Source organism: Bacillus sp. FSL R5-0585, from assembly GCF_038004545.1.
GTDB lineage: Bacteria > Bacillota > Bacilli > Bacillales > Bacillaceae_G > Bacillus_A > Bacillus_A cereus.
In genome coordinates this window covers 3,049,413-3,074,296 of sequence record NZ_JBBORJ010000001.1, presented here as the reverse complement: position 1 = coordinate 3,074,296, position 24,884 = coordinate 3,049,413, and the positions used below count along the sequence as shown (strand labels likewise).

Genomic DNA, 24,884 nt, shown 5'->3' with positions numbered 1-24,884 from the left:
GGCGAAAGAGGATAAGGGAAGGTGGAATTATGCTGTTTACAAGCTGGCTTTTATTTTTTATTTTTGCATTAGCTGCTTTTAGGCTCACTCGTTTAATTGTTTATGATAAAATTACAGCCTTTTTGCGAAGACCATTTATTGATGAATTAGAGATTACGGAGCCGGATGGAAGTGTATCAACATTTACAAAAGTAAAAGGTAAAGGATTAAGAAAGTGGATTGGCGAATTATTAAGCTGTTATTGGTGTACAGGTGTATGGGTTAGTGCTTTTTTATTAGTTTTATATAATTGGATTCCTATCGTTGCGGAGCCGTTACTTGCATTATTAGCCATTGCAGGTGCAGCAGCAATCATTGAAACGATTACAGGATATTTTATGGGAGAATAATATATTTTCATAATAAGAGAAAAAGCGGAGTTTAAAAGAATGAGGGAACGGAAATAAAGAGTTGTTCATATAGTAAATAGACAGAATTGACAGTAGAGGAGATGTTTGCTGTGAGCAATAATCTAAGGCAAAATTCATATGACCTGCAGCAGTGGTATCATATACAGCAACAACACCAAGCACAACAACAGGCATATCAAGAACAATTACAACAACAAGGATTTGTGAAGAAAAAGGGATGCAATTGTGGGAAAAAGAAGAACACAATAAAACAATATGAAGAATGAAACACTCATGCAACTGTGAGTGTTTTTTATTATATATAAAAAGCGGTATTTCTGTATTAGAAATACCGCTTTTTACTAACTAATTTGTGCAACTGTTAATGCTGCTGCGCGGATGTCTACAGTTCCAATTAACTCAACTGGTACAATTTGAATTAAGTCACCAGGATTTAAGTTAATAAGAATAACACCACTGGATACATCTACTTCACCAGTACCAATAACGTTAGAACGAACTGCTGTACCTGATCCAGGAATAATGTTAGCTGGTGTACCTAATGATAAGAAGAAACGACCAGCTTCTGGTGCAACAGGTGAGTTATCAAGACTAATTGTTAATGTATAACTGATTTGATAAATACCAGCTCGTAGAATTCGAATGCCATCTCCGACACTTACTGTATCATTTATTACAGGAACAGTAATATTTGGGTTTGGACTTACGCTAGGTAATAGTAATGGTGTGAATAATGAAGCGAACTGAGGGGCAGAAGCGTTGAAAGCAAAACCGAAGGCAGGTAGTGTACTAGCTGGTTTCGCCTCACAATCGATTTTAGTAAATTCGCAATCAGAAGAGAACATGTTTTTCACTCCTTTATCTGTTTCTACTTTCAGTTAATGAAAAGGACAGGTTCAATGTTCTAGACAAGTTCCCAATTTTATAAAAAATACATAATAATACCTTTTAAGCATGGATTGGGTGGCAGAAAATTCTGCCACCCAATCCATGCTTAACTCATTATTTAGTTTTAAATCGTAACATCACGTAAGCATTGAATAGCGCAGAAGCAACTTAAATCAACAGTAAGACAAGTGTTGGTCGATATTAATCTTGCATTTGGTACAGCTAAAAACGTGCAAATTGGATCATTATCAGGTGGTACAGGAGAAGTATCACCTAATACTACAGTTAATACACGCAATACAGCGCAATCATCATCGTCTATACTCTCGACACGGAAAATTGGAGATCGGCAGCTAGAAAGGCTTGCAGTTGGTGCAAATGCTTCAAAAGGTTCTCCACTTTTTGTGTATAAAATAAACGGGCGTGTATTTGCTACAGATGCACTATTATGTGCTCCTAAAAATGGAACTTCGCAACCAGATCCACATGTTGTCGTTGCACATTCTTGCAGTTCATGTATAAAGCGAACGACATTAGATACACAGTTGAAATCACAATCATGTTCATGATGGTCTTCGTTACAATTGCAGCTCATTATGTTCACTCCTTATCGTGAGTTCTGACATACACTATTACAATATGAGTGGGATATGGCTGATATTACGTTAATTCTCACGATAAAAACAAGGAATTTATATAGGAGGGATGTACATAACGTGATATAAAAAAAGACATCCTTATTTAGTGGATGTCTTTTCAGGTAAATCTTTTCGCACAGTATATAAAAAACGAGATATGTCTAATTTCTTTCCTCTGAAAAATTGCGGAGAAGAAATGTAAAGTTCTTCTTTCGCACGTGTAATGGCGACATACAGTAATCGGCGTTCTTCTTCTAACGCTTCAGAAGTTTCCGTAATACGATCATTTGCATCTTTTAAAGAAGAAGTGTGGGGCAGGATTCCATCACTCGCTCCAAGTAAAAAGACACATGGAAATTCAAGGCCCTTTGCGTTATGGATTGACATAAGTGAAACGGCATCTTTTTGCGGCATTGTTTTTAATGCTTCCATTTCTTTTTGACCTTGAATCGCCTCGGCAATAAATTGTAAATAAGCTGGAATATCGGTGAAACGAGTTGCAGACTCCAGTAATTCTTCCAACATTTCTTCTTGTATGTCTTTATGCATCGTAAAGGAAGAACGATCGTTACTTTGTAAGTACTCTAAATATTTTCCTTTACCATGAATGATTTCTTTTAATGCTTTTTTCGGTTCTAATTCTTTAATAAACTTAATAAAATCAATGCGCTCATTTACCTTTTTCACTTGAAAAGGTTTTAAGCTTGGATTTAATAGTAAGAAATGAAGAAGAGAAGGGAAGCGCCCCTCACCATATTTCCATTGTTCACGTTCAATAAATGAAATACAATCATCACGTCCGATATACATCGTCGGCAATATGTTTGAAAGTGATTCTAGTCGAAACGGCTCAATCACGAGTCTTAAATGATCTAATACAGGCTTAATTAAAGAATGTTCATAAAATGATTGGCTCGCCCCGTGTTTAATAAACGGGATTTTATGAATGGTAAGCTGATCAAGTAACGAACGACTTACAGAATGTGTGCGATACAGTAAACAAAAATCTTTATAGTTTCGGTCACCGCTATCTACTTTTTCTTGAATGAGCTGCAAAATTTGATTTGCTTCATCAAGAGTCGTAGCAGGTCTTGCATAAAAAGGTTGTACACCTTCCTCACGAACGGAGTATAGCTCTTTATCAAAACGTTCTTGATTTAATTTTATAACTTCATTTCCAAGCCCGACGATAAAGGGATTGGATCGATAATTCGTATTTAGTGCAATGATTGTTGTGTTATCAAATTCTTTTGGAAAAGATAAAATAATTTGGTGACTTGCCCCTCGCCAGCCATAAATTGCTTGATCATCATCACCTGCGATGAACAAATTATTTCTTGGCGTGGCTAACAATTTTACAATTTCATATTGTGCATAGGATGTATCTTGAAACTCATCTACTTCAATGTAGTGAAAACGTTGTTGTAATTGAGTTAGTAAAGGAGCATTATTTTCTAACATATAATATGTTTCCAATAAGATGTCATCGAAATCAATATAATTGTATCGTTGTTTTACCTCTTCAAAACGTTCATATACTTCTTTAAATTCTTGTTCCACTGGTGTTTTCGCTTTTACATCTTTCGGACGATTTAATTTGTTTTTCTCAAGTGAAATCATCGCGAGCATCGTTTCCGCATCATAATCGTCTTTTAAACGCAATTCTTTTAAGATTTTCTTTATCATAATTTGTTTATGTTTTTCATTTGCTAAAATTTGCTGATTATAACCTTGACTACGAAGCAATTTTAAGAAAACAGAGTGGAATGTACCAGCAACAACGTAGCTACTTGCTGCATGATTCATACCTGGTAACTTCGCAACACGACTTCGTATTTCTTCAGCTGCTTTTTGTGTAAATGTAAGTAATAAAATATTTCGTGGATGAACTTGTTTTACATTTACTAAATAACCAACGCGAGTTGTTAAAACAGATGTTTTCCCGCTTCCAGCACCAGCTAGTGTAAGAACAGGACCTTCTGTTGTGCGCACGGCTTCTAATTGTTTTTCGTTTAAAAAAACATTTTGTTGCTCGAGAGCGCGGAAATAAGCCGCATCTACATCTTCTTCCATAATTAAATGGGTAGATGTTTTCGGAATATGATATGTCGCACGCGGAATATCAGCGTGTGTTAACGATTTTTGTGAAAATTTTTCTTGTGTCATATGTTCACCTTCAAAACTATAGCATCAACATTTAACTTTAGCGGAAGAAAAAGAAAATAGCAATGTAAAAAAACAGGAGGGGTTACCTCCTGTTTTCAAATTACAATTTTTTTATCATTACGACGTGCGGGATATTTGCTTCCATAAATACATCAGAACTTGTTACATATCCAAGTTTTTTATAGAAATCTTCAGCATGTGTTTGAGCGTGAAGTTTCAATTTTGGTAGCGAATTTTCTTTTGCATACGCTTCAAGAGAATCCATAACAATTTTTCCAATCCCTTTTTTGCGATGGGAATTTAGCACGCAAATGCGTTCCATTTTTCCTATACCATCAAGGATGCGAAAACGTCCAGCACCAACTGGAACATCATTGTCATATATAACAACGTGTGTTGAAGTTTCTTCAAACTCATCGTACTCTTCTTCAGCAGAGACACGTTGTTCATTTACAAACACTTGTTTACGTACAGAGAATGCATCTCTTAGTTGTTCGTCCGTTTGTACAATCTGTGCGTGCAAATTAGTTGTTCCCCTTTCCAAGACGGAATGTTTCGTGTACAGTCCATGTTCCATTTTCTAATTGATATAGAAGATGGAAACGATCAATTGGTTGTTCGTAATAGAAATCTTTCATACGTAATCGGCCCAACACATCAGCATGCTCTGCATCTGATAAGCCTTGTCCGATTGTTAGATGAGGTACGAAAGCATATTCGCGTTCTTGCGTGAATAACCCGCTATGCATTTCTTCATTTAAGAAAGTAAGTTCAGGTGTTTTTTCTACTTTAAAGTAAAGGACGTTATTAACAGGTGCGAAAGAACCAACTTTCCCAACATGAAGGGTGAAAGGGTTCGTTTTACTTGCGATTGTATGTAACTCGTTTACAATCGACTCTAATTGTTCATCTTGCGCCTCAAAGGGTGTTTTCAATGTAATATGTGGCGGAACTAATGCGTAGTGCGGGTCATAACGTTTACGCAATCCGTTCGCTTTATCTTGAATCATTTTAGATGGAAAAATTACAATGCCTAATTTCATGTTCCAATTCCTCCCTTTGTAAGTCTAGTTAGATTTTGAGATAAATAAATCTCTTTATCTATTATATCAAATTATTCTGAATACTGCTCTCTATTATTTCATTGATAGAATATGAGAGAAGGCTTTCGGTAAATCAGTCTGCCAATATTTCCAAGTATGATTGCCTTCAAATTCCTCGTAATGCGTGATGAAGTTTCTATCTGTAAGAAGCGTATTTAACTCACGGTTCGGCCCTACGAAATCAGATATTTGTCCATCAGTACGCTTTACAGCCGTTTCTTCTGTACCGATGACGTGATACAGTTCTAACGCCTGTGGATCTTTGAATTCTTTTGCTAAGTTCATCACTGCCTCATCCACAAATGGTGATTGCATAACGACTTTACCGAATGTATGCGGATACATAAGTGCAGTCATAAAGGAAACTGTTCCGCCAAGAGAATCACCAATTAAAACACGACCTTTTCCCATTTGGTACGTTGGATAATTTTCATCAATATATGGTGCAAGTTCATGAGCAAGGAAACGAATATATGCAGCATTTTTCACTTCATTTGGGAAATATTTTTCTTTACGATCATGTACATTTTTATATGGAATACCGACAATAATTGTACGGTCAATTTCTTCGGTTTCACGAAGGCGCTCAATTACACGGTGCGCTTTACCGAGCTGAAAATAATCTCTACCATCTTGTGCAATTACAACTGTATGTTTGTGCAGTGGTGTGTAATTTACTGGTAAATAAACGAGAAGTGTAACATCTTCTTGAAGTGATGCGCTATAAAATGAAATTTCTTCAATTCTCCCTATTGTTTGACTCATGTAGATCCCCCTAAATAAAAATTTACTGTAACGATTGTAAGAGCGACGCTTGTAGTGAAAAGGAAAGAAAGATTCACTAATTGGTGCCTTAATTTCTATTTTACCATAATGGTACGAAGAATCTAAAAAATTAGTATTTAAGTTACGAAAGAAAACGGATATAATGAAGTGGGATTTTTGACAGGTGAGAGGGGAGACAGGATTTGAAACAAGAAAAATCAATCGCACTACCATTGGCTATTTCTATAATTGCCATTTCCTTTGCAGCAGTTTTTGTAAAGATGTCCTCAGCACCATCTTCAATATTAAGTATGTACCGCTTATGGATTATCGTACTTATTATGCTGCCTATCGTATGGAAAAAAAGAGAGGAATTTAATAGGATTCAAATGAAAGATTGGGGCTTTTTAATTGGATCTGGTTTCTTTTTAGCACTTCATTTTCTTTTATGGTTTGAATCTTTAAAGCATACAACAGTTGCTAGTTCAACAATTATTTTGGCACTTCAACCAATCGTATCTTTAGTTGGAGGTTTTTTTCTATTTAAAGAAAGAACAACATATTCAGCCATTGCAACGATGGGAATTGCTATTTTAGGAGTAATGTGCATTGGTTGGGGAGATTTAGGTTTAAGTAAGCAAGCAATTTATGGTGACATATTATCCTTTCTAAGTGTAATAGCGGTTGTCGGTTATTTATTTATCGGGCAAACGACAGTGAAGAAAGTATCGCACTGGATTTATAGCTTTACAGTCTTTGCGTTCGCAGGTCTTTTTATGGGGATTTATAATGTCATATTACAAGTACCCTTTACAGGTTATACGAAGTGGGATTGGACTGTTTTTCTTTTACTTGCGGTTGTGCCGACAGTGTCACATGTAATTAATAACTGGCTATTAAATTATGTAAATGCAACGACAATTTCAATGAGTATTTTAGGAGAACCTGTTGGAGCATCTATACTTGCGTTTTTCTTACTTGGAGAAAAATTAAATGCAATGCAAATTATCGGTAGCATGCTCGTATTGTTTGGTGTATCTGTATTCTTACTGCAGCAACAAAAACGTACAGCAAAAAACGTCGTAAACGAGCCGGTGTATACACAGGAATTATAATGTTAGGGGAGCAAAGAGAAGTTGTGATACTTCTCTTTTTGTTTTATAGGAATATGGGCATAGAAGGGGGATGGAAATCGAATTTCCATCAAAAAAAGATACATGGTTATATCCAATTTTTGTAGGGAGAGAATATTTTCTTTTGCTTTTTACAATTCCATTAGCAATGTTGTTTAGTTGGAGTTGATTTTTGGCAAAATATATTGCCGGGAAAGAAACAATTACGATTAGATCGGGTCTCATTACAAAACGTATATTTATACGAGATATAAAACAAATTTCAAATACGAAAAATCCAATAGCAACTCATGCATTATCATTTGACTGACTTGAAATTGTTTACGATACACATAAAAACAGAAATTATTTCTCCAAGAAATAAAGAACAATTTATTAACTTTGTAAAAAGTAAAAACTCAAATATTGAAACAAAGTAAAAGAGTGGCTACGAAACCACTCTTTTACTTTGGGTTTGTCATATAAGGTTGTACGTGAATGACACATAGGTCACGGAATTTGCCTTCAGCAGTTGTGACAATTACGACTGCTTTACCTGCACTTTTTCCAGTAATCGTCACGGTGTCACCTTTTGGATATATGGTGATGATATCAGAATTCATATTTGACCAAATAAGCTCTTTATTCGTTGCTTGTATTGGCAAAATGGAAGCTGCTAACACAATGTTTTGTCCCGTTTTTATTTTTAATTTATGTTTTTCTATATGAACACCGATGACTGAAATAACAGAAGGAGCAATTGAAATTTTAGGCGGGTTAGGTTGCATGTTTAAACAAGATGCAGAAGTATTTGTGATAGGTGAAAATTTTCGTGTTTGTTGTTGCTGGAAAGCTGCTAACATGTTGGAGTCCCCTTTCTGTATAAGTGCTGATATTCATACTATAAAGGAGTAGTGTTATGTTAAATTTAACGAAACATAAAGAATTTGTTAAATTTGATAAGAAGATTGTCGAACTGTAAAAAAATCTCTGCTGTTACGATAACAGCAGAGATTTTTTTATAAATTATGACGATGTTGTTTTTCGAAATCCTCAAATTGCTCTTCAACTTCTTTTGAAGGTTGTGTTAGTAAACTAACAATTACGATGGCTAGTAAACTAATAGCGAAACCTGGAATCATTTCATATAAGAAATCTTTTAAGAATTTGAATTGAGTCCAGATAATAACAGTAGCGGCACCAGAAATCATACCAGCAAGCGCGCCCCATTTCGTCATACGTTTCCAATATAAGCTTAATAAAATAGCAGGTCCGAATGAAGAACCAAAACCAGCCCAAGCGTATCCAACAAGAGCTAAAATCGTATCATTTTGTTTAAACGCTAAAGCGCACCCAACTAATGCAATAACAAGTACAGCCATACGACCGACAAATACAAGTTCTTTATCAGATGCAGAACGTTTGAAGAATGTACGATATAAGTCTTCCGTTACGGCACTAGAAGTAACGAGTAACTGAGATGAGATTGTACTCATAATTGCTGCTAAAATAGCGGCTAATAAAAATCCAGTAATAAGTGGGTGGAATAAAATTTTCCCAAGTTCAAGGAAAATTGTTTCTGGGTTAGATAATGTTAACTCTTGTTGTGAATAGTAAGCAATACCGATAAGACCAGTAAACATAGCTCCAACAACAGAGAAAATCATCCAGCTCATACCAATTCTTCGTGCGCTTTTAAGTTCTTTTACAGAAGAAATTGCCATAAAGCGTACGATAATATGAGGTTGTCCGACATAACCAAGGCCCCATGCGAATAGAGAAATCATTCCTAAAGTAGAGGCACCTTTAAAAATATCTAGACGTGTTGGATCTACAGATCGAATTGTATCAAATGCAGGTCCAAGTCCGTTCGAATTCATAATTGTTACGATAGGAACAAGAATAAGAGCAACTACCATAATGATTCCTTGCACGAAGTCTGTCCAACTTACTGCTAAGAAACCACCAAATAATGTGTAAGCTACAACAACGCCTGCTACAATGAATAATCCAACATGATAGTTCATGCCAAATGAATTTTCAAATAATACAGCGCCTGAAACTAATCCTGAAGCTACATAGAAAGTAAAGAAAATCATAATAACAAGTCCAGATACTAAACGTAGCATATGAGATTTGTCGTGGAAACGGTGTTCCAAAAATTCTGGGATAGTAATAGAGTTATTTGCAATTTCTGAGTAGGTACGTAAGCGAGGAGCGACATAAAGCCAGTTTGCGTATGCGCCTAGTGTTAGGCCGATCGCAATCCAACTACTACTTAATCCAACGCTAAACATTGCACCGGGTAATCCCATTAAAAGCCAACCACTCATATCGGATGCTCCAGCACTTAATGCTGTTACTGCGGGGCCTAGTGTACGCCCGCCAAGCATATAATCTGTTAAGTTGGACGTTCGTTTGTAGGCGAAATAGCCAATTACTAACATCCCGAGCATGTAGATAGAGATCGAAGTTAAAGTTAACATCTGCGTACTCATGTAGTTCCCCTTCCTTTTGTCATGTCTTTTGATGCGTTATGCATATTTATAATCTATCATGATTATTCTGAAAAATCCATATAGAAATATGAATTTTCAGAAATGTAAGCGTTTTTTGATGTCATTTTACTTTTTTAATATATAATATTCATACAAAAAACCTTATTTTTAATAGAGTATTTATTATATTTACATAAAAAGAGGTTGTTTTGTCAATATAATATTGAAAGGAAAGAAAAATAAAATTTTTAAAAAAGTATTGACTTGTGAAAAAAGTCAGGTCTATAATGAGTGCAACTTAAAAAAATGCAAGCGTTGATGAAGAAGAGTACACATGATGAACATGTCAGAGAGCTGATGGTTGGTGCGAATCAGTATGGAATTGATGTGGAATGGGCTTCGGAGCTTCCAAACCGAAACGAAAGAAGTAGGCTTTGGCGACATGATCTCATCGATACAAGAGACACGTATTGTTTTTGATACGGTAAAGTGCGTTACATTTGTAACGAATTAAGGTGGCACCACGGGAGTACCCGTCCTTTCTATAGGATGAGTACTCCCTTTTTGTGTATAAAAAATTAAATAAATGAAATCGTTTAAGTAAGAAGAGTACGTATATTGGAGACGTTACAGAGAGCCGGGAATAGGTGGGAGCCCGGTACGGTGCCATATACGGAATGGGCTTACGAGAGGTATGCTGAACAATTATATTCAGTAGGCAACCCGGGTTCCGCCGTTACAAGGATAAGGTATAAATTTTGTACCTGAACAAAGCGGGATGCTTTTGCATCCAACACGAGGTGGTACCGCGGTATATTTATCGTCCTCTACATATTTTCGATATGTAGAGGACTTTTTTATTTTTCAGAGCGAGGTGAAGGACATGATGACGAAAGAAGAATTTATAAAACAAAAAAGAGAGAGAAAGACATTTTTAGTAATCGATGAAGAAGAAGGAGATAGCATTACGCCAATTTCTTTATATAGACGTATGAAAGGGAAGAAGAAATTCTTATTAGAAAGTTCACAGCTTCATCAAGATAAAGGGCGTTATTCTTACTTAGGATGTAATCCTTATGGAGAAGTGAAAAGCGTTGGTACGGAAGTGGAACGAACGATTTTCGGCCGGGCAGAAAAGTTACAAGGTAACGTACTACAAGTGTTAGAAGAAATAATCGCACCATCACAAGTAGACAGCCCATTTCCATTTTGCGGAGGAGCAGTTGGTTATATTGGATATGATGTCATTCGGCAGTATGAAAACATTGGAGCGGATTTACACGACCCATTAAATATTCCGGAAGTGCACCTTTTACTATATCGTGAGTTTATCGTTTACGATCATTCACGCCAAAAGTTTTCGTTTGTATATGTATGCAGGGAAGATGATTCAGCAAATTATGAGGAAGTATACGAAAGACTACGAGTATACAAAGAAGAAGTGCTACAAGGAGAAGAAGCTGAAGAAAATGCAATACCATCCACATTATCATTCACTTCTTCTATAACGGAAAAAGAGTTTTGTGAGATGGTAGAAATGGCGAAAGAATATGTAAGAGCGGGAGATATATTCCAAGTCGTACTGTCACAGCGTTTACAAAGTGAATGTATTGGTGATTCATTCGCGTTATATCGAAAACTTCGAATTGCAAATCCATCACCATATATGTTCTATATCGATTTCCAAGATTATGTTGTACTCGGTTCTTCGCCGGAAAGTTTACTATCAGTAAGGGAGGATAAAGTGATGACGAATCCAATTGCTGGTACAAGACCGAGAGGGAAAACGAAGAGGGAAGATGAGGAAATCGCAAAAGAACTGTTAGACAATGAGAAAGAGCGAGCAGAGCATATGATGCTTGTAGATCTTGGGCGAAACGATATTGGTAGAGTGAGCGAAATCGGCTCGGTTACGATAGATAAATATATGAAAGTAGAAAAATACTCTCACGTTATGCACATTGTATCTGAAGTTTACGGAACATTGCGAAAACAAATGAGCGGATTTGATGCATTAGCGTATTGCCTACCAGCAGGAACGGTTTCTGGGGCTCCGAAAATTAGAGCGATGGAAATTATAAATGAGCTAGAGAATGAAAAAAGAAATGTATACGCCGGAGCAGTTGGATACGTTAGTTTTTCAGGAAATCTTGATATGGCGCTCGCTATTCGAACGATGGTCGTAAAGGATGAAAAAGCATACGTTCAGGCAGGAGCGGGAATTGTTTATGATTCAGACCCAGTAGCTGAATATGAAGAAACGTTAAATAAAGCGAGAGCACTATTGGAGGTAATGAAATGATTGTACTTATCGATAATTACGATTCGTTCACATATAATTTGTACCAACTGTTAGGCGAACATGAAGAAGAAATTGTAGTTGTAAGAAATGATGAAATAACGATAGAACAGTTAGAAGAGATGAATCCAAGAGGAATTGTACTTTCACCAGGACCAGGAAAACCAGAGGGTGCTGGCATTTGTATCGACGTCATCCATCATTTTTATAAGAACGTTCCCATATTAGGGATTTGTCTTGGCCACCAAGCGATCATAGCTGCATTTGGAGGAGACATTGTTAGAGCAGAACGTATTAGACACGGAAAAACATCGCGTGTGAAACATAACGGAACGTCAATCTTTTCATACGCTACACAGCCGCTAACGGCAATGCGCTATCATTCCCTTGTTGCAGAGCAAACAAGCTTGCCAGAGTGTTTTGACATATTAGCGACAGCGATGGACGACGGAGAGATAATGGCAGTCCGTCACAATTATTATCCGCTCTTCGGATTACAGTTTCATCCGGAATCAATCGCAACAGAAGAAGGCGGAAAGTTAATACGTGCCTTTTTAATAGAAATAAAAGAGGAGGAAAGAGTATGAATAACTATCTTCGTAAATTAGTGGAGGGTCAACATTTAACAGAAGAGGAAATGTATAAAGCAGGACTACTTTTATTAAGTGAAAACATATTAGAAAGTGAAATTGCAGCTTTCTTAGTCTTACTGAAAGCGAAAGGTGAAACGGCAGAAGAAATATACGGTCTCGTTCGAGCTCTTCGCGAAAAGGCATTGCCGTTTTCGAACCATATACAAGGAGCAATGGACAATTGCGGGACAGGTGGTGACGGTGCCCAAACGTTTAATATTAGCACAACATCGGCATTTGTACTGGCAGGAGCTGGCGTAAAGGTTGCAAAACATGGTAATCGCGCTGTTTCTAGTAAAACAGGAAGTGCAGATTTATTAGAAGAACTAGGTGTAAATATTAGTAGTACGCCAAACGAAATTGATTATTTATTAGAGCATGTCGGAATCGCATTTTTATTCGCACCAGCGATGCACCCAGCATTAAGGCGCATTATGAAAATAAGAAAAGAATTAAACGTGCCGACGATCTTTAATTTAATTGGCCCTTTAACAAATCCAGTGAATTTAGAAACACAATTTGTCGGTATTTATAAACGAGATATGTTATTACCAGTTGCACAAGTATTACAAAAGTTAGGCCGGAAACAAGCGCTTGTCGTAAATGGAAGTGGTTTTTTAGATGAAGCATCATTACAAGGGGAAAATTACGTAGTCCTTTTAAAAGATAATGAAATAGTAGAAACGAGTATTGAACCTGAGAAATACGGTTTCTCAATAGTGAACAATGAAGAGATTAGAGGCGGGGATTCGAAAGAAAATGCAAAGATTACGCTTGAAGTATTGAGCGGAGAAAAGAGTGTTTACCGCGATACCGTTTTATTAAATGCAGGTCTAGCTCTTTTCGCAAATGGAAAAACGGAAACGATTGAAGAAGGAATTAAACTCGCGGCACATAGCATTGACTCTGGAAAAGCATTAGCCAAATTAAACTTATTAATTGCAGCAAGTAACGAAAAATTAGAAAGGGTGAACTAAAGTGGGGACGATTTTAGATAAAATTGTAGAACAGAAGAAAAAGGAAGTTGCGGAGTTATATGAAATATATACACCAGTAAAAACAAAAAGAAAGACACATTCACTTGTAGAAGCGTTACAGCAGTTTACTGTCATTGCAGAAGTAAAGCGAGCATCACCATCAAAAGGAGATATCAATTTACACGTTGACGTACGAAAACAAGTGAGAACATATGAGAAATGTGGTGCAGGAGCAGTTTCTGTTTTAACAGACGGTCAGTTTTTTAAAGGGTCGTTTCATGATTTACAAACGGCAAGAGAAGAAAGTAACATTCCGCTTTTATGTAAAGATTTCATAATCGATAAGATTCAAATTGATAGAGCATATGAAGCTGGCGCAGATATTATTTTATTAATTGTAGCAGCTTTAACGAAAGAGAAATTAAAAGAGCTATATAGCTATGTACGAGAAAAAAGATTAGAAGCAATTGTTGAAGTTCATGATGAAGAGGAATTAGAAATTGCAATCGAATTAAATCCGCACGTTATCGGTATTAACAACCGTAATTTAAAAACATTCGAAGTCGATTTAGGCCAAACAGAAAAGCTTGGAAAACGATTAAATGAGGAGAAATTACTTTGGATTAGCGAAAGCGGGATTCATTCAAAAGAGGATATTATTCGTGTTAAAAAAGCAGGAGCAAAAGGTGTATTAGTTGGAGAGGCACTTATGACATCATCTTCTATTCGTACCTTTTTTGAAGATTGTAAGGTGAATATATGAAAGTGAAAATTTGCGGCATCACTGATATGGAAATAGCAAACCGTGCTTGCGAATACGGAGCAGATGCACTCGGATTTGTTTTTGCAGAAAGTAAGCGGAAAATCACTCCAAAGAGAGCGGAAGAAATCATTCAGGAGCTTCCAGCCAACGTGTTAAAAATCGGTGTTTTCGTAAATGAATCAGTAGAATTGATCCAGAAAATTGCAGATGAGTGCGGGTTAACACATGTACAACTACATGGGGATGAAGACAATTATCAAATTAGAAGATTGAATATTCCGTCTATAAAGTCGCTAGGAGTAACTTCAGAGAGTGATATGAAAAACGCTCAAGGGTATGAAACGGATTATATATTATTTGATAGCCCGAAGGAAAAGTTTCATGGAGGAAATGGAAAGACATTTTCATGGGAACTACTTGGGCATATGCCAAAAGAATTGCGAAAGAAAACGATATTAGCTGGTGGATTAAACGCTCTTAATATAGAAGAAGCAATTCGAACTGTTCGGCCTTATATGGTTGATGTGAGTAGCGGAGTAGAGACAGAAGGAAAGAAAGATGTAGAGAAAATAAAACAATTTATTATAAAAGCGAAGGAGTGTTCCAAATGAACTACGCATATCCAGATGAAAAAGGACATTACGGTATATACGGAGGACGATACGTTCCAGAAACGTTAATGCAATCTGTACTAGAACTAGAAGAAGCATATAAAGAAGCGATGCAAGATGAAGCATTTCAAAAGGAATTAAATTATTATTTAAAAACGTACGTCGGAAGAGAAACACCGCTATATTATGCTGAAAATATGACGAAGTATTGCGGTGGTGCAAAGATTTATTTAAAACGTGAAGATTTGAACCATACAGGAGCTCATAAAATTAACAATACAATCGGTCAGGCACTACTTGCAGTGCGAATGGGCAAGAAAAAAGTTGTCGCTGAAACAGGAGCTGGACAACACGGAGTTGCAACAGCTACTGTATGTGCTCTTCTCGGATTAGAATGCGTCATTTTTATGGGAGAAGAAGATGTAAGACGTCAAAAATTAAATGTGTTCCGAATGGAATTACTCGGAGCGAAAGTAGAAAGTGTAGCGGCAGGTAGCGGTACATTAAAAGATGCGGTAAACGAGGCCCTTCGTTACTGGGTTTCACATGTGCATGATACGCACTACATTATGGGATCTGTTCTCGGACCACATCCATTCCCGCAAATTGTCCGTGATTTCCAAAGTGTAATTGGAAATGAAACGAAAAAACAATATGAGGCGTTAGAAGGAAAGTTACCAGAAGCAGTCGTTGCTTGTATTGGCGGTGGTAGTAATGCGATGGGGATGTTTTATCCGTTCGTACACGATGAAGAAGTTGCTCTTTACGGCGTAGAAGCAGCTGGAAAAGGCGTTCATACAGAAAAGCATGCAGCAACTTTAACGAAAGGAAGCGTCGGCGTTTTACACGGATCGATGATGTATCTTCTACAAAATGAAGAAGGACAAATTCAAGAAGCTCATTCTATTTCAGCAGGACTAGATTATCCAGGTGTTGGTCCAGAACATAGCTTGCTAAAAGATATTGGCCGCGTTTCTTATCATTCGATAACAGACGAAGAAGCATTAGAAGCATTTCAATTATTAACGAAAAAAGAAGGCATTATCCCGGCGCTAGAAAGTTCACATGCTGTCGCATACGCATTAAATTTAGCTCCGCAAATGAAGGAACATGAGGGACTTGTCATTTGTTTATCTGGTCGTGGTGATAAAGATGTAGAGAGTATAAAACGTTATATGGAAGAGGTGTAAAAAATGGGAGTAGAAAAAATTAAAGCAGCGTTTGAAAATGGCAAGAAAGCATTTATTCCGTACGTAATGGGCGGAGATGGTGGCCTTGAAAAATTAAAAGAAAGAATTTGTTTTCTAGATGAGGCTGGAGCAAGCATCGTTGAAATTGGTATTCCGTTTTCAGATCCAGTTGCAGATGGACCAACGATTCAAAGAGCAGGAAAGCGAGCGCTAGATAGCGGCGTAACATTAAAAGGCATTTTTCAAGCGTTAGCAGAGGTAAGAAAAGAAGTACAAATGCCATTTGTTCTTATGACATATTTAAATCCGGTACTTGCATTCGGAAAAGAGAGATTCATCGAGAACTGTATAGAAGCAGGTGTAGACGGCATCATCGTTCCGGACTTACCGTATGAAGAACAAAATATTATTGCGCCGTTACTTCGAGAGGCAAACATTGCGCTCATTCCACTCGTTACCGTAACAAGTCCTATTGAAAGAATTGAAAAAATTACGAGTGAATCAGAAGGGTTCGTTTATGCTGTTACAGTAGCGGGCGTAACGGGAGTACGTCAAAACTTTAAAGAAGAGATTCATAGTTACTTAGAAAAAGTAAAATCACACGTCAACTTACCAGTAGTCGCTGGATTCGGCATTTCAACAAAAGAACATGTAGAAGAAATGGTTACAATATGTGATGGTGTTGTCGTTGGAAGTAAAGTTATTGAGCTATTAGAAAATGAAAAACGAGAAGAAATATGTGAATTAATACAGGCAACAAAACAAAAAGAAGAGGCGTAGTCTCTTCTTTTTGTTTTGCGTAATAAATGTTAAAATATACAGAAAATACATATAATTTAGAGGGTGAGAAGGCATGCTAAGACGTAAACTATTATATCTATTTTTAACTGTACCACTATACGCTTGGCTCATTAGCATGACGAAAATAGAGTTAATGGCTCTATTTTTAGGGTATGTATTCATCTTTTCCAACTTAAATCGCATTCAAGAACAGTCTATTTTAGAAATATGTGTATTTTCGATTAGTATAGAATTATTTAGTATCGTTTCGATTGTATTATTAAACGAATTATTTCTACGGATTCATTCATTTACATTAATGAAATTTTGGAATATTATCTTGCAAGCAATATGTACTTACATTGTGTTTGTTGTGTTGAAAGAAATAGTCGGAAAGCAGACAGTTTTTCAGGATAATAGAAAATGGGAGTGAATGAAAAGGAGCCGTTTGGTTCCTTTTTTGAATCTGTTGTAAAAATAATTGAAAATTATAGCATCTGTTATATAATAGTTAAAAATTGTATTTTAAACGAAATGAGATGATAACATGGCCATATTGTTGGCACTTATCCCAATTATGATGATTTTCATTTGTTTATTTTTATTTAAACAAACGTCATTAAGATCCTCGTTAATTTCTTATGTTGTGTCTGTTGGAATCGTTTTACTCTCGCCAACGTTTCAATTAGGGATAAGTGAAACTGTGCACGCAACGATTAAAGGATGGTTAATTTGTTTTATTGTCGGGTACGTTTTATTTTTCGGTATTTTTTTATTTCACCTCATGAACAAAATGGGGTACATCGATCAAGTAGCACGTTTTCTAGAAGAAGTTACTCAGGATCGCTTATTACAAATGCTGCTTATGTGTTTTGGCATTTGCCCGCTTATTGAATCAGTAAGTGGATTCGGTATCGGCTTCATGGTTGCAGCACCTATTTTTCTTTCACTAGGATATAAACCATTTCAAGCTGTACTGCTCTCATTCATCGGCTTACTAGCTAGTTCATGGGGCGCAATGGCAACTGGTACGATTATCGGTTCGCAGCTAATAAATATGCCTCTTACAACACTTGGTACAAATACAGCGCTATTAAGTATTCCGATGTTTGCTTACTTTGTTATTCTTTCTTTACACGTTGTTGGCGGCTGGCAAGCGGTTATAGAAAAGTGGAAAGAAGGGGTAGGATTCTTTCTATTATTTTCTCTCGGAATCTATCTTTCTAATGCGTACGTAAGTGTTGAACTAGCAGGGATATTAAGTTCTATCGTTACGATTACATTTGGCTTTCTTATCATTAAATTAAAAGGAAAAAGTGGGCAAAATCTTATAACAGAACATGCCGCTGCAACGGAGAGAGAAGTATCCATTATAAAAATTATTAGCCCTTATATATTTCTAACAGTTTGTATTTTACTTTCTCGCCTCGTTCCAGCATTACATGATTTGTTTAGATCATATGCGGTTCTTGATTTGAAATCATACTCTTACAAACTAGAGTTACTATATTCACCAGGATTTTGGCTCGGTATGACTTGCTTATTTACTATTATTTTCTTCCGCATCCCGTCTAATATTATTAAACAATCACTCTCACAAACGATTAAACAATGGATTCCTTTTGCTATTACGACGACAATGTTTATCGCCATTTCAGAACTAATGGGTGCATCAGGCATGCATTCATTACTCGCAAAGACAGCTGGTGACACATTTGGAACGTTTTTCGTTTTCGTTGCTCCGTTTATTGGCGCTATTGGTGGATTTTTAACAGGTAGTAACGCAGGATCAAATGCAATGTTTATAAAACTACAAATGCAAACTGCACAAAACGTAGCACTCCCGTGGCAATATGTCACAACACTTCAAAACACCGCATCATCAGTAGCGACAATCGCTTGTCCATCACGGATTACACTAGGTGCTTACTTATGTAATATCCCTTACCGTGAAAATGAACTGTTAAAGAAGACGACGTTAATGATCTTTGGTGCGGTTTTGCTTGTAGTGGTAGAGGTTATTGTTTGGTATATGTTGAGAAATTAAAAATCCTCCTAACATAGGAGGATTTTTTTTTTGAGTGGATAATGATTTAAATATGAATAGCTTCTACTAAATGAATAGGAGATGAAATGTATGCCCCTAAAAAACTACGGTGTGTTAAAAGGTACAGTTATACAATCAAAGATTGGAAAAGGGAAAACACCTCATTATCAAGTTCATTTACAGGGCGAGACAGGAGTAGATTATCGTATTGCAATTAACGTAAAATCGCAAAGTTATCCATCAGAAGTTTTATATTTTGCGAGTAACAATATTCGGTCAGAGGCGATTCATATTTTACCGACATTACCATTTGGTTTTACGGAAGTAAAAAATAATGAGCCGAAAGTAGCTTTAGATTATGTAAGAGGAAATCTATTTGACTCAAAACAAATGATTCCTTTGCCTCCCGAAAAAGCAGGTGCAGATAATGATTTAAACGAAAAAATAGAACGTTATATAAAGCGAGCGATGGAAGAAAAAGCAATTATTTACGCGTTTGGCGAAAGATGGGGACCAGAAGAAAATACACCAGATTCCTATTTTCATTTCAAACCAGGAAACGGTATACATGATATTCACATGAATCAAGGGAATGTAGAGAAATGGAAAGCTGATAATGGTATATGGCAAGACGGAGGAATACTCATTCACTTTGAAAAGGAAGAAGAATGGATTGGTATCTTTCTTGCCTTCCAATCACAGTCATGGTGTACCGATGAAGAGGGGCATGCTCGTGTTCCGGTTGAGCATTGTGATTATAAGGGGAATAATTAATAAGAAGAGGGCGTTCAAAAAGAACGCCCTCTTCTTATTTTATAAAACGAAAAACTAACGAGTGTAGAAAGACAAGAGAACAGCAGTGCCACACTAGAAAACGCAATGAGATACATATTATATTTCATAACCTGTCCAATTAGCTGATTACTGTCGTATTGAAACAGTCCTGCTATTATGTTGAATAAAAATAACACGATAAACATGACGACAACACCGTCTATTGATCCTTTAATGTCTGGTTTACTTAAAGCGATATGTGCGGAAATGCAAATGGCGATAAATAAAAATAACCAAAAGGAAGGATTCAATAAATTGCCGATTGTAAATAAGCTTTTCAATAATACAAACGTCGACAAGAGCATGTTTTGAATCATTTCTACATTAATAGAAGTAGAAGCAATCGTTTTTTCGAGAGTTGTATTAAATAAAAAATATGATTCTGGTACGAAATAGCGCATTAAAAGGATTAATGCAGTAATACCAGAAATAATAGGCCCAATGCCGATAAAGAAATTCCCAATTCGTTGATACACACTTTTTTGATTGTATTGATGTTGTATATAACCTAAAGCCCCTTGACTTGTATCTGTTGGAAAGAACTGAGTCGCCACAATTTTATGACGGAACAGTACGCACATAATGGCATGTCCAAGTTCGTGAATCGGAACACCGATCCAAGCCGTTAATAGGAATCCTTTTCTTCCAAAAGCTCTCGACCAATACATGCGTGTGAGAGATTCTAAATAGCCTAATAGAAATCCAATTACAATGATAACGCCAATTAAAGATAATAATTGGATTACGCTTGTAAGGAGTATTTGGAAAATTGAGTTTACCAATTCCATTTTCTTTCATCCAATCTGTTAAAAATATTATTTATTCTGTTTCATAATAGCATTTTTTTTCAAGATTGCTAGCACATATATTTTCTTTCGGAAGAAGGATTTCAGAATCTTTTTCTTGTAGTCATGTTTTATGTACAAATTCATATATTGAACTTGTAACACCCTATAAGGTATATGCTTAAGGAGGGATAAGAGAATGAAATGTCCGTCATGTCATACAGAACATGCAGTAGAGGCAAAGTTTTGCGGGAATTGTGGACATTCGTTAACGGAAGAAGTAGTGGCAAGTAGTGGCCAAGAAGAAGGGCCGGAACAAGCACGTGCGGCACAAGCAAAGGAAGCTCGGCCAAATGAAACGGTAGAGCAAGCGAAGCGGTTTGCGAGCGGCTATTTTCAATTTTTTAAACATGCATTACAAGCACCGACAGCGATTATGAAAAGCGGCGCTATTGAAGTGCGAAATGGAATTGTAAGTCTTGTTCTTATTTGTTTTTTAGGAGCATGTATTTTTTATAGAATGATGAGTGCAGCATCAGCAGTTACGAGAACATTTGCACCAGATATATCTACTCCCACGTTTTTTGGAGAATCTATAACGGTCTTTTTCTTTTTATTAATTTTAACTTTATTTGTCGGATTTATTATTTTTGTAAGTGGTAAGATGATGAAATCATCTTTTTCATTTCTTGAAGTATTTGGTATATGGGGAACGATAGCGACGCCGGCTATTGTCATATTAGTCCTTTCTTTTCTTTTTAGTTTCTTATTAATCTTTTTCTTACCGATATTATTATCGGTAGTTGCAACTTATATAGGCATTAGTATAACTGTAGCCGTATTAAAGCTAGACAATGGCGGATTAGATCTTGTTTACACACTTATTATTGCAAATGTTTTAATTGGAATTGCAACATTCATTGTACTTTGGTCTTACATTAGCACGATAATTCAAGCCTTAACACAGGGAATAACTGGCTTCTAATGAAAAGGTGGTTGACTGAATGAATGTATGTACAAAGTGCGGAGTTCAGTTTGAAGATGGTGTGCAATTTTGTCAAAACTGCGGGATGAAGAGGGGAAGTCCTGTAGTAAAGAAGAACATGAGCAGTGGTACAAAAGTTGGCATTACACTGTTAGCACTATTTGTTATAGCGATTATTGGATTATATTTGTACGGATCATCGTATTATACGCAGGTGGCACAAGTAGACCGGATGATTACGATTTTACAAGAGCGGGACGGAGAGAAATTAGCTGAGATCGTTACGGCAGATAATCCATCGGTTATGATAACGAGAGAGAGTGTAACGCCTCTATTTTCATATATAAAAGAAAATCCATCTTACGTGAATGAATTAAAAGAATTTTTGAGACAAGGTGAAAAACAACGGGACGGAATAGAAAGAGCTGATTTTTCATTAACGAAAGACGGAAAGTATTTCTTTATATTTGATCGATATAAATTGAAAGCGAAGACGTACTATACAACTTTGCTTACAAATGAAAAAGACGTATCGTTAAAAATGAACGGAAAAGAAATTGATAAGACAGATAACAAAAAGTTTGAGAAGCAATATGGACCATTTCTTCCAGGTAATCAAGTATTTCAATCAGAATATAAAAATGACTACGTAAAACTATCGCGTGAGGAAAAGGTTGTACTTATGAAACAAAGCCAAAATAACGTAACGATAGATTTAACGTTGCAAGGCCAATATATTACAGTTCAAACGAACGCGCCTGGTGCAACATTGTACGTAAATCAAAAACCGGTTACAGCGCTGGCAGGAGAAGAAATTACATGGGGGCCAGTAGCGACTGATGGAAGTGCGACGATTTATTTAGAACGAAATGGAGAAAGCGGACGAGAAACGACACAAGTAGAGACGGTAACGGCACTTTCGTCTTATAATCTTCCATTCCAAAAGAAAAGTACAGAAAAAACAGTTGTTTATAATGTTACTCCAACGCCCGCGACTGAGTATGTATATAATGGTTTTATCTTTCCTGATAGTGATATTCGAAAATTAACGAGCGCAGATTTAACATATTTATCGAAAGAGCAGTTGAAAATTGCTAGAAATGAAATATATGCAAGGCATGGACATATTTTTCAAACGAAAGATATGCAAGCATATTTTGCAAAACAGTCTTGGTATAGAGAAAATCCTTACTTTACAGGAACGTTAACAGATATCGAAACTTATAATATTGAACTAATCAAATCAAGAGAATAGAACACATGAAAAAAGGTACAGTGCATAACTGTACCTTTTTTATGGTTTTTTATCTGAACCAGGATCCCTTGAGAAAAAGATATGAAAGAGAAATGTGACTTTACTTGATCCTCCTGATGTACTAGCTTGTATATGTGATAAAGGACCAGACGTTAGAGCAGCCTCGGAATGGGGTGGTACGACTATTTTGAGCGCATGATCTGATTCTGGTGAAGCAGTAACAGTAATTGTATCATCAGAGAAGTTTATAATTTTAACAGAACCGACTGGAAAGATGGACTTGCCAGCATGTGATGCTGATGCGAATTGGGTAGCTTTCCAAATATCTTGCGCAAACGTATCATCGTTAGATAACCAAGCACGAGCGCTATATATTGTTGCATTAATGGAAAATTCTTGGTCAAGTGAGACGGCGGGTTTCGGTTCTTTTGGTTCTTGCGGTTCATCTGGAAGCTGGGCGAGAAGGCCGGCGCACATATATTTCACCTACTTTCAATAGTAACTGTTATAGCATATTAAACATGTTGTTTATAAGGCACGACAGTTACCTATTCACGTATAAGTTTGTGCAACAAATTTGAAGATAAAATTCTCTTTCTTTACAATGGAGGTAGGTGTTATTTCTATAAAATATGGAAAACGTAAAGAGTATGTAAAAAAGAAGGAGTGGTAAAGTGAACTATGTCATTATTGGCGGAGATGCAGCTGGTATGAGTGCAGCGATGCAAATTGTTAGAAACGATGAAAATGCAAATGTTGTAACTTTAGAAAAAGGTGAAATTTATTCATACGCTCAGTGTGGATTACCGTATGTCATTAGTGGTGCTATCGCTTCAACTGAAAAGTTAATCGCGCGCAACGTGAAGACGTTTCGTGAGAAATATGGAATTGATGCGAAAGTGCGTCATGAAGTAACGAAAGTAGATACGGAAAAGAAAATGGTGTACGCAGAGCATACGAAGACGAAGGATGTCTTTGAATTTCCATATGATCGATTATTAATTGCGACTGGAGTGCGTCCTGTTATGCCAGAATGGGAAGGACGGGAATTACAAGGCGTTCATCTTTTAAAAACAATTCCTGATGCTGAGCGCATATTAAAAACGCTAGAAACGAATAAAGTTGAAGATGTAACGATTATTGGCGGTGGTGCAATCGGACTGGAGATGGCAGAAACATTCGTCGAACTTGGTAAGAAAGTAAGAATGATTGAGCGAAATGATCATATCGGTACGATTTATGATGCAGATATGGCGGAGTATATACATAAAGAAGCAGATAAACATCATATTGAAATTTTAACGAATGAAAATGTAAAAGCGTTCAAAGGGAATGAACGAGTAGAAGCAGTTGAAACGGATAAAGGTACGTATAAAGCGGATCTTGTTTTAGTATCTGTCGGAGTGAAGCCGAATACTGATTTTCTTGAAGGAACGAATATACATACAAATCATAAAGGGGCAATCGAGGTAAATGCATATATGCAGACGAATGTGCAAGACGTATATGCAGCTGGTGATTGTGCGACACATTATCACGTGATAAAAGAAATTCATGACCATATTCCAATTGGAACAACTGCAAATAAACAAGGGCGACTTGCCGGACTGAATATGCTGGATAAACGAAGAGCTTTTAAAGGAACGTTAGGTACAGGCATTATTAAATTTATGAATTTGACGCTTGCAAGAACAGGCTTAAATGAAAAAGAAGCAAAAGGACTACATATCCCGTATAAAACAGTCAAAGTAGATTCCACAAATATGGCGGGCTATTATCCAAATGCGAAACCACTTTACTTAAAATTACTATACCGTTCTGACACGAAACAATTATTAGGTGGACAAGTAATCGGAGAAGAAGGTGTAGATAAACGGATTGATGTAATCGCAATGGCACTCTTCAATAAAATGAGCATTCACGATTTAGAAGATGTCGACTTAAGTTATGCACCACCATATAACAGCGTGTGGGACCCAATTCAGCAAGCGGCAAGGAGAGCGGAATAGCACTTTTTAAAGTGCTATTTTTTTTACAATGAGGGAGTAAATAAAGTTTCACTTTATTTTGAATATACCGTGCCCCCTTGAAAACATCGTACGTATCGCTTATATTTTCATATAGTATTTATTTTTTAAACGAAGCA

26 protein-coding genes, 1 pseudogene and 2 other annotated features are annotated in these 24,884 nt (G+C 36.5%); of the genes and pseudogenes, 17 read left to right on the top strand and 10 right to left on the bottom strand.

The annotated features are described in order from the left end of the window. Positions 1–29 precede the first annotated feature (29 nt). Positions 30–389 (top strand): DUF1360 domain-containing protein, encoded by a 360-nt coding sequence (locus tag MKY38_RS15790; protein ID WP_000899662.1) that lies wholly within the window; start codon positions 30–32, stop codon positions 387–389. Positions 390–490: 101 nt separating this feature from the next. Beyond that, a complete protein-coding gene (locus tag MKY38_RS15785) occupies positions 491–676 on the top strand; it encodes a hypothetical protein (RefSeq protein ID WP_021727509.1) in 186 nt (61 codons plus the stop codon). A 75-nt stretch (positions 677–751) separates the two neighbouring features. On the opposite strand, the gene exsF is transcribed toward MKY38_RS15785, so the two are convergent. From exsF to MKY38_RS15755, 6 genes are all read right to left on the bottom strand, one after another. Next, on the bottom strand, positions 752–1,255 hold the full coding sequence (gene exsF / locus MKY38_RS15780; RefSeq protein ID WP_000492937.1) for an exosporium protein ExsF: 504 nt from the start codon (positions 1,253–1,255) through the stop codon (positions 752–754). 167 nt (positions 1,256–1,422) lie between these two features. Next, on the bottom strand, positions 1,423–1,893 hold the full coding sequence (gene cotY, locus MKY38_RS15775) for a spore coat protein CotY (protein ID WP_065223877.1): 471 nt from the start codon (positions 1,891–1,893) through the stop codon (positions 1,423–1,425). 142 nt (positions 1,894–2,035) lie between these two features. Further along, entirely contained in the window at positions 2,036–4,102 is a 2,067-nt protein-coding gene (locus MKY38_RS15770; protein ID WP_114556043.1) for an ATP-dependent helicase, read from the bottom strand. Between the two features lie 100 nt (positions 4,103–4,202). Further along, complete coding sequence (locus MKY38_RS15765) at positions 4,203–4,625, bottom strand: GNAT family N-acetyltransferase (RefSeq protein WP_000543296.1); 423 nt, start codon at positions 4,623–4,625, stop codon at positions 4,203–4,205. Between the two features lies 1 nt (position 4,626). After that, positions 4,627–5,145: a YjcG family protein gene (locus tag MKY38_RS15760; RefSeq protein ID WP_000765863.1), complete on the bottom strand. Its 519-nt coding sequence runs from the start codon at positions 5,143–5,145 to the stop codon at positions 4,627–4,629. 93 nt (positions 5,146–5,238) lie between these two features. Then, positions 5,239–5,970: an alpha/beta hydrolase gene (locus tag MKY38_RS15755; RefSeq protein ID WP_341049153.1), complete on the bottom strand. Its 732-nt coding sequence runs from the start codon at positions 5,968–5,970 to the stop codon at positions 5,239–5,241. Positions 5,971–6,173: 203 nt separating this feature from the next. On the opposite strand from MKY38_RS15755, the gene MKY38_RS15750 reads away from it, so the two are divergent. Then, positions 6,174–7,085: a DMT family transporter gene (locus MKY38_RS15750; protein WP_000806939.1), complete on the top strand. Its 912-nt coding sequence runs from the start codon at positions 6,174–6,176 to the stop codon at positions 7,083–7,085. A gap of 76 nt (positions 7,086–7,161) precedes the next feature. Next, positions 7,162–7,522 (top strand): annotated as a pseudogene (locus MKY38_RS15745) (PH domain-containing protein). Positions 7,523–7,546: 24 nt separating this feature from the next. Here the strand turns inward: MKY38_RS15745 and MKY38_RS15740 are convergent. Both MKY38_RS15740 and putP read right to left on the bottom strand, forming a co-directional pair. Then, positions 7,547–7,945, bottom strand: coding sequence for an Ig-like domain-containing protein (locus MKY38_RS15740; RefSeq protein WP_065223880.1), 399 nt, complete (start codon positions 7,943–7,945; stop codon positions 7,547–7,549). 156 nt (positions 7,946–8,101) lie between these two features. Next, entirely contained in the window at positions 8,102–9,580 is a 1,479-nt protein-coding gene (putP, locus tag MKY38_RS15735) for a sodium/proline symporter PutP (RefSeq protein WP_000107210.1), read from the bottom strand. Positions 9,581–9,886: 306 nt separating this feature from the next. Further along, positions 9,887–10,124, top strand: a binding site (T-box leader). A 42-nt stretch (positions 10,125–10,166) separates the two neighbouring features. Then, positions 10,167–10,411 (top strand) — a binding site (T-box leader). Positions 10,412–10,463: 52 nt separating this feature from the next. Here putP and trpE point away from each other — a divergent pair. The 10 genes from trpE (at position 10,464) to MKY38_RS15685 (ending at position 19,653) form a co-directional block, all read left to right on the top strand. Beyond that, on the top strand, positions 10,464–11,882 hold the full coding sequence (trpE, locus tag MKY38_RS15730; protein WP_341049152.1) for an anthranilate synthase component I: 1,419 nt from the start codon (positions 10,464–10,466) through the stop codon (positions 11,880–11,882). Beyond that, positions 11,879–12,466 (top strand): aminodeoxychorismate/anthranilate synthase component II, encoded by a 588-nt coding sequence (locus tag MKY38_RS15725; protein ID WP_341049151.1) that lies wholly within the window; start codon positions 11,879–11,881, stop codon positions 12,464–12,466. The genes trpE and MKY38_RS15725 overlap by 4 nt, the downstream gene beginning before the upstream one ends. Next, on the top strand, positions 12,463–13,488 hold the full coding sequence (gene trpD / locus MKY38_RS15720) for an anthranilate phosphoribosyltransferase (RefSeq protein WP_341049150.1): 1,026 nt from the start codon (positions 12,463–12,465) through the stop codon (positions 13,486–13,488). Before MKY38_RS15725 ends, trpD begins: the two co-directional genes overlap by 4 nt. A gap of 1 nt (position 13,489) precedes the next feature. Then, positions 13,490–14,251 carry an indole-3-glycerol phosphate synthase TrpC gene (gene trpC / locus MKY38_RS15715; RefSeq protein ID WP_061113632.1) on the top strand — a complete coding sequence of 254 codons (762 nt, stop codon included), beginning with the start codon at positions 13,490–13,492 and terminating at the stop codon, positions 14,249–14,251. Next, on the top strand, positions 14,248–14,862 hold the full coding sequence (locus MKY38_RS15710) for a phosphoribosylanthranilate isomerase (RefSeq protein WP_061113633.1): 615 nt from the start codon (positions 14,248–14,250) through the stop codon (positions 14,860–14,862). The genes trpC and MKY38_RS15710 overlap by 4 nt, the downstream gene beginning before the upstream one ends. Continuing rightward, positions 14,859–16,052 carry a tryptophan synthase subunit beta gene (gene trpB / locus MKY38_RS15705; protein ID WP_065223884.1) on the top strand — a complete coding sequence of 398 codons (1,194 nt, stop codon included), beginning with the start codon at positions 14,859–14,861 and terminating at the stop codon, positions 16,050–16,052. Before MKY38_RS15710 ends, trpB begins: the two co-directional genes overlap by 4 nt. A gap of 3 nt (positions 16,053–16,055) precedes the next feature. Further along, positions 16,056–16,832 carry a tryptophan synthase subunit alpha gene (gene trpA, locus MKY38_RS15700; RefSeq protein WP_065223885.1) on the top strand — a complete coding sequence of 259 codons (777 nt, stop codon included), beginning with the start codon at positions 16,056–16,058 and terminating at the stop codon, positions 16,830–16,832. Between the two features lie 73 nt (positions 16,833–16,905). Next, a complete protein-coding gene (locus MKY38_RS15695; RefSeq protein ID WP_063535898.1) occupies positions 16,906–17,265 on the top strand; it encodes a DUF4029 domain-containing protein in 360 nt (119 codons plus the stop codon). Positions 17,266–17,379: 114 nt separating this feature from the next. Next, positions 17,380–18,879 carry an L-lactate permease gene (locus tag MKY38_RS15690; RefSeq protein WP_065223886.1) on the top strand — a complete coding sequence of 500 codons (1,500 nt, stop codon included), beginning with the start codon at positions 17,380–17,382 and terminating at the stop codon, positions 18,877–18,879. 90 nt (positions 18,880–18,969) lie between these two features. Next, positions 18,970–19,653 carry a DUF2278 family protein gene (locus MKY38_RS15685; RefSeq protein ID WP_001128610.1) on the top strand — a complete coding sequence of 228 codons (684 nt, stop codon included), beginning with the start codon at positions 18,970–18,972 and terminating at the stop codon, positions 19,651–19,653. A gap of 14 nt (positions 19,654–19,667) precedes the next feature. Here the strand turns inward: MKY38_RS15685 and MKY38_RS15680 are convergent, their stop codons facing one another. Then, entirely contained in the window at positions 19,668–20,501 is an 834-nt protein-coding gene (locus MKY38_RS15680; RefSeq protein ID WP_000424522.1) for a hypothetical protein, read from the bottom strand. Positions 20,502–20,697: 196 nt separating this feature from the next. On the opposite strand from MKY38_RS15680, the gene MKY38_RS15675 reads away from it, so the two are divergent. Both MKY38_RS15675 and MKY38_RS15670 read left to right on the top strand, forming a co-directional pair. After that, on the top strand, positions 20,698–21,483 hold the full coding sequence (locus MKY38_RS15675) for a zinc ribbon domain-containing protein (RefSeq protein ID WP_065223887.1): 786 nt from the start codon (positions 20,698–20,700) through the stop codon (positions 21,481–21,483). A 19-nt stretch (positions 21,484–21,502) separates the two neighbouring features. Next, positions 21,503–22,738 carry a TcaA 3rd/4th domain-containing protein gene (locus tag MKY38_RS15670; RefSeq protein ID WP_341049149.1) on the top strand — a complete coding sequence of 412 codons (1,236 nt, stop codon included), beginning with the start codon at positions 21,503–21,505 and terminating at the stop codon, positions 22,736–22,738. Between the two features lie 39 nt (positions 22,739–22,777). On the opposite strand, the gene MKY38_RS15665 is transcribed toward MKY38_RS15670, so the two are convergent. After that, positions 22,778–23,215 carry a hypothetical protein gene (locus MKY38_RS15665; RefSeq protein ID WP_065223889.1) on the bottom strand — a complete coding sequence of 146 codons (438 nt, stop codon included), beginning with the start codon at positions 23,213–23,215 and terminating at the stop codon, positions 22,778–22,780. A 197-nt stretch (positions 23,216–23,412) separates the two neighbouring features. On the opposite strand from MKY38_RS15665, the gene MKY38_RS15660 reads away from it, so the two are divergent. Further along, positions 23,413–24,747: an FAD-dependent oxidoreductase gene (locus MKY38_RS15660; RefSeq protein ID WP_088349954.1), complete on the top strand. Its 1,335-nt coding sequence runs from the start codon at positions 23,413–23,415 to the stop codon at positions 24,745–24,747. The last annotated feature ends 137 nt before the right edge of the window (positions 24,748–24,884 follow it).

Coding starts and splice junctions, on each gene's coding strand:
- MKY38_RS15695 (WP_063535898.1), top strand. CDS start 16,906: ATGCTAAGACGTAAACTATTATATCTATTTTTAACTGTACCACTATAC.
- MKY38_RS15710 (WP_061113633.1), top strand. CDS start 14,248: ATGAAAGTGAAAATTTGCGGCATCACTGATATGGAAATAGCAAACCGT.
- MKY38_RS15685 (WP_001128610.1), top strand. CDS start 18,970: ATGCCCCTAAAAAACTACGGTGTGTTAAAAGGTACAGTTATACAATCA.
- trpA (WP_065223885.1), top strand. CDS start 16,056: ATGGGAGTAGAAAAAATTAAAGCAGCGTTTGAAAATGGCAAGAAAGCA.
- MKY38_RS15670 (WP_341049149.1), top strand. CDS start 21,503: ATGAATGTATGTACAAAGTGCGGAGTTCAGTTTGAAGATGGTGTGCAA.
- MKY38_RS15770 (WP_114556043.1), bottom strand. CDS start 4,102: ATGACACAAGAAAAATTTTCACAAAAATCGTTAACACACGCTGATATT.
- MKY38_RS15760 (WP_000765863.1), bottom strand. CDS start 5,145: ATGAAATTAGGCATTGTAATTTTTCCATCTAAAATGATTCAAGATAAA.
- MKY38_RS15680 (WP_000424522.1), bottom strand. CDS start 20,501: ATGGAATTGGTAAACTCAATTTTCCAAATACTCCTTACAAGCGTAATC.
- putP (WP_000107210.1), bottom strand. CDS start 9,580: ATGAGTACGCAGATGTTAACTTTAACTTCGATCTCTATCTACATGCTC.
- MKY38_RS15725 (WP_341049151.1), top strand. CDS start 11,879: ATGATTGTACTTATCGATAATTACGATTCGTTCACATATAATTTGTAC.
- MKY38_RS15665 (WP_065223889.1), bottom strand. CDS start 23,215: ATGTGCGCCGGCCTTCTCGCCCAGCTTCCAGATGAACCGCAAGAACCA.
- MKY38_RS15790 (WP_000899662.1), top strand. CDS start 30: ATGCTGTTTACAAGCTGGCTTTTATTTTTTATTTTTGCATTAGCTGCT.
- exsF (WP_000492937.1), bottom strand. CDS start 1,255: ATGTTCTCTTCTGATTGCGAATTTACTAAAATCGATTGTGAGGCGAAA.
- MKY38_RS15675 (WP_065223887.1), top strand. CDS start 20,698: ATGAAATGTCCGTCATGTCATACAGAACATGCAGTAGAGGCAAAGTTT.
- trpD (WP_341049150.1), top strand. CDS start 12,463: ATGAATAACTATCTTCGTAAATTAGTGGAGGGTCAACATTTAACAGAA.
- MKY38_RS15740 (WP_065223880.1), bottom strand. CDS start 7,945: ATGTTAGCAGCTTTCCAGCAACAACAAACACGAAAATTTTCACCTATC.
- MKY38_RS15785 (WP_021727509.1), top strand. CDS start 491: ATGTTTGCTGTGAGCAATAATCTAAGGCAAAATTCATATGACCTGCAG.
- MKY38_RS15690 (WP_065223886.1), top strand. CDS start 17,380: ATGGCCATATTGTTGGCACTTATCCCAATTATGATGATTTTCATTTGT.
- cotY (WP_065223877.1), bottom strand. CDS start 1,893: ATGAGCTGCAATTGTAACGAAGACCATCATGAACATGATTGTGATTTC.
- trpE (WP_341049152.1), top strand. CDS start 10,464: ATGATGACGAAAGAAGAATTTATAAAACAAAAAAGAGAGAGAAAGACA.
- trpB (WP_065223884.1), top strand. CDS start 14,859: ATGAACTACGCATATCCAGATGAAAAAGGACATTACGGTATATACGGA.
- MKY38_RS15755 (WP_341049153.1), bottom strand. CDS start 5,970: ATGAGTCAAACAATAGGGAGAATTGAAGAAATTTCATTTTATAGCGCA.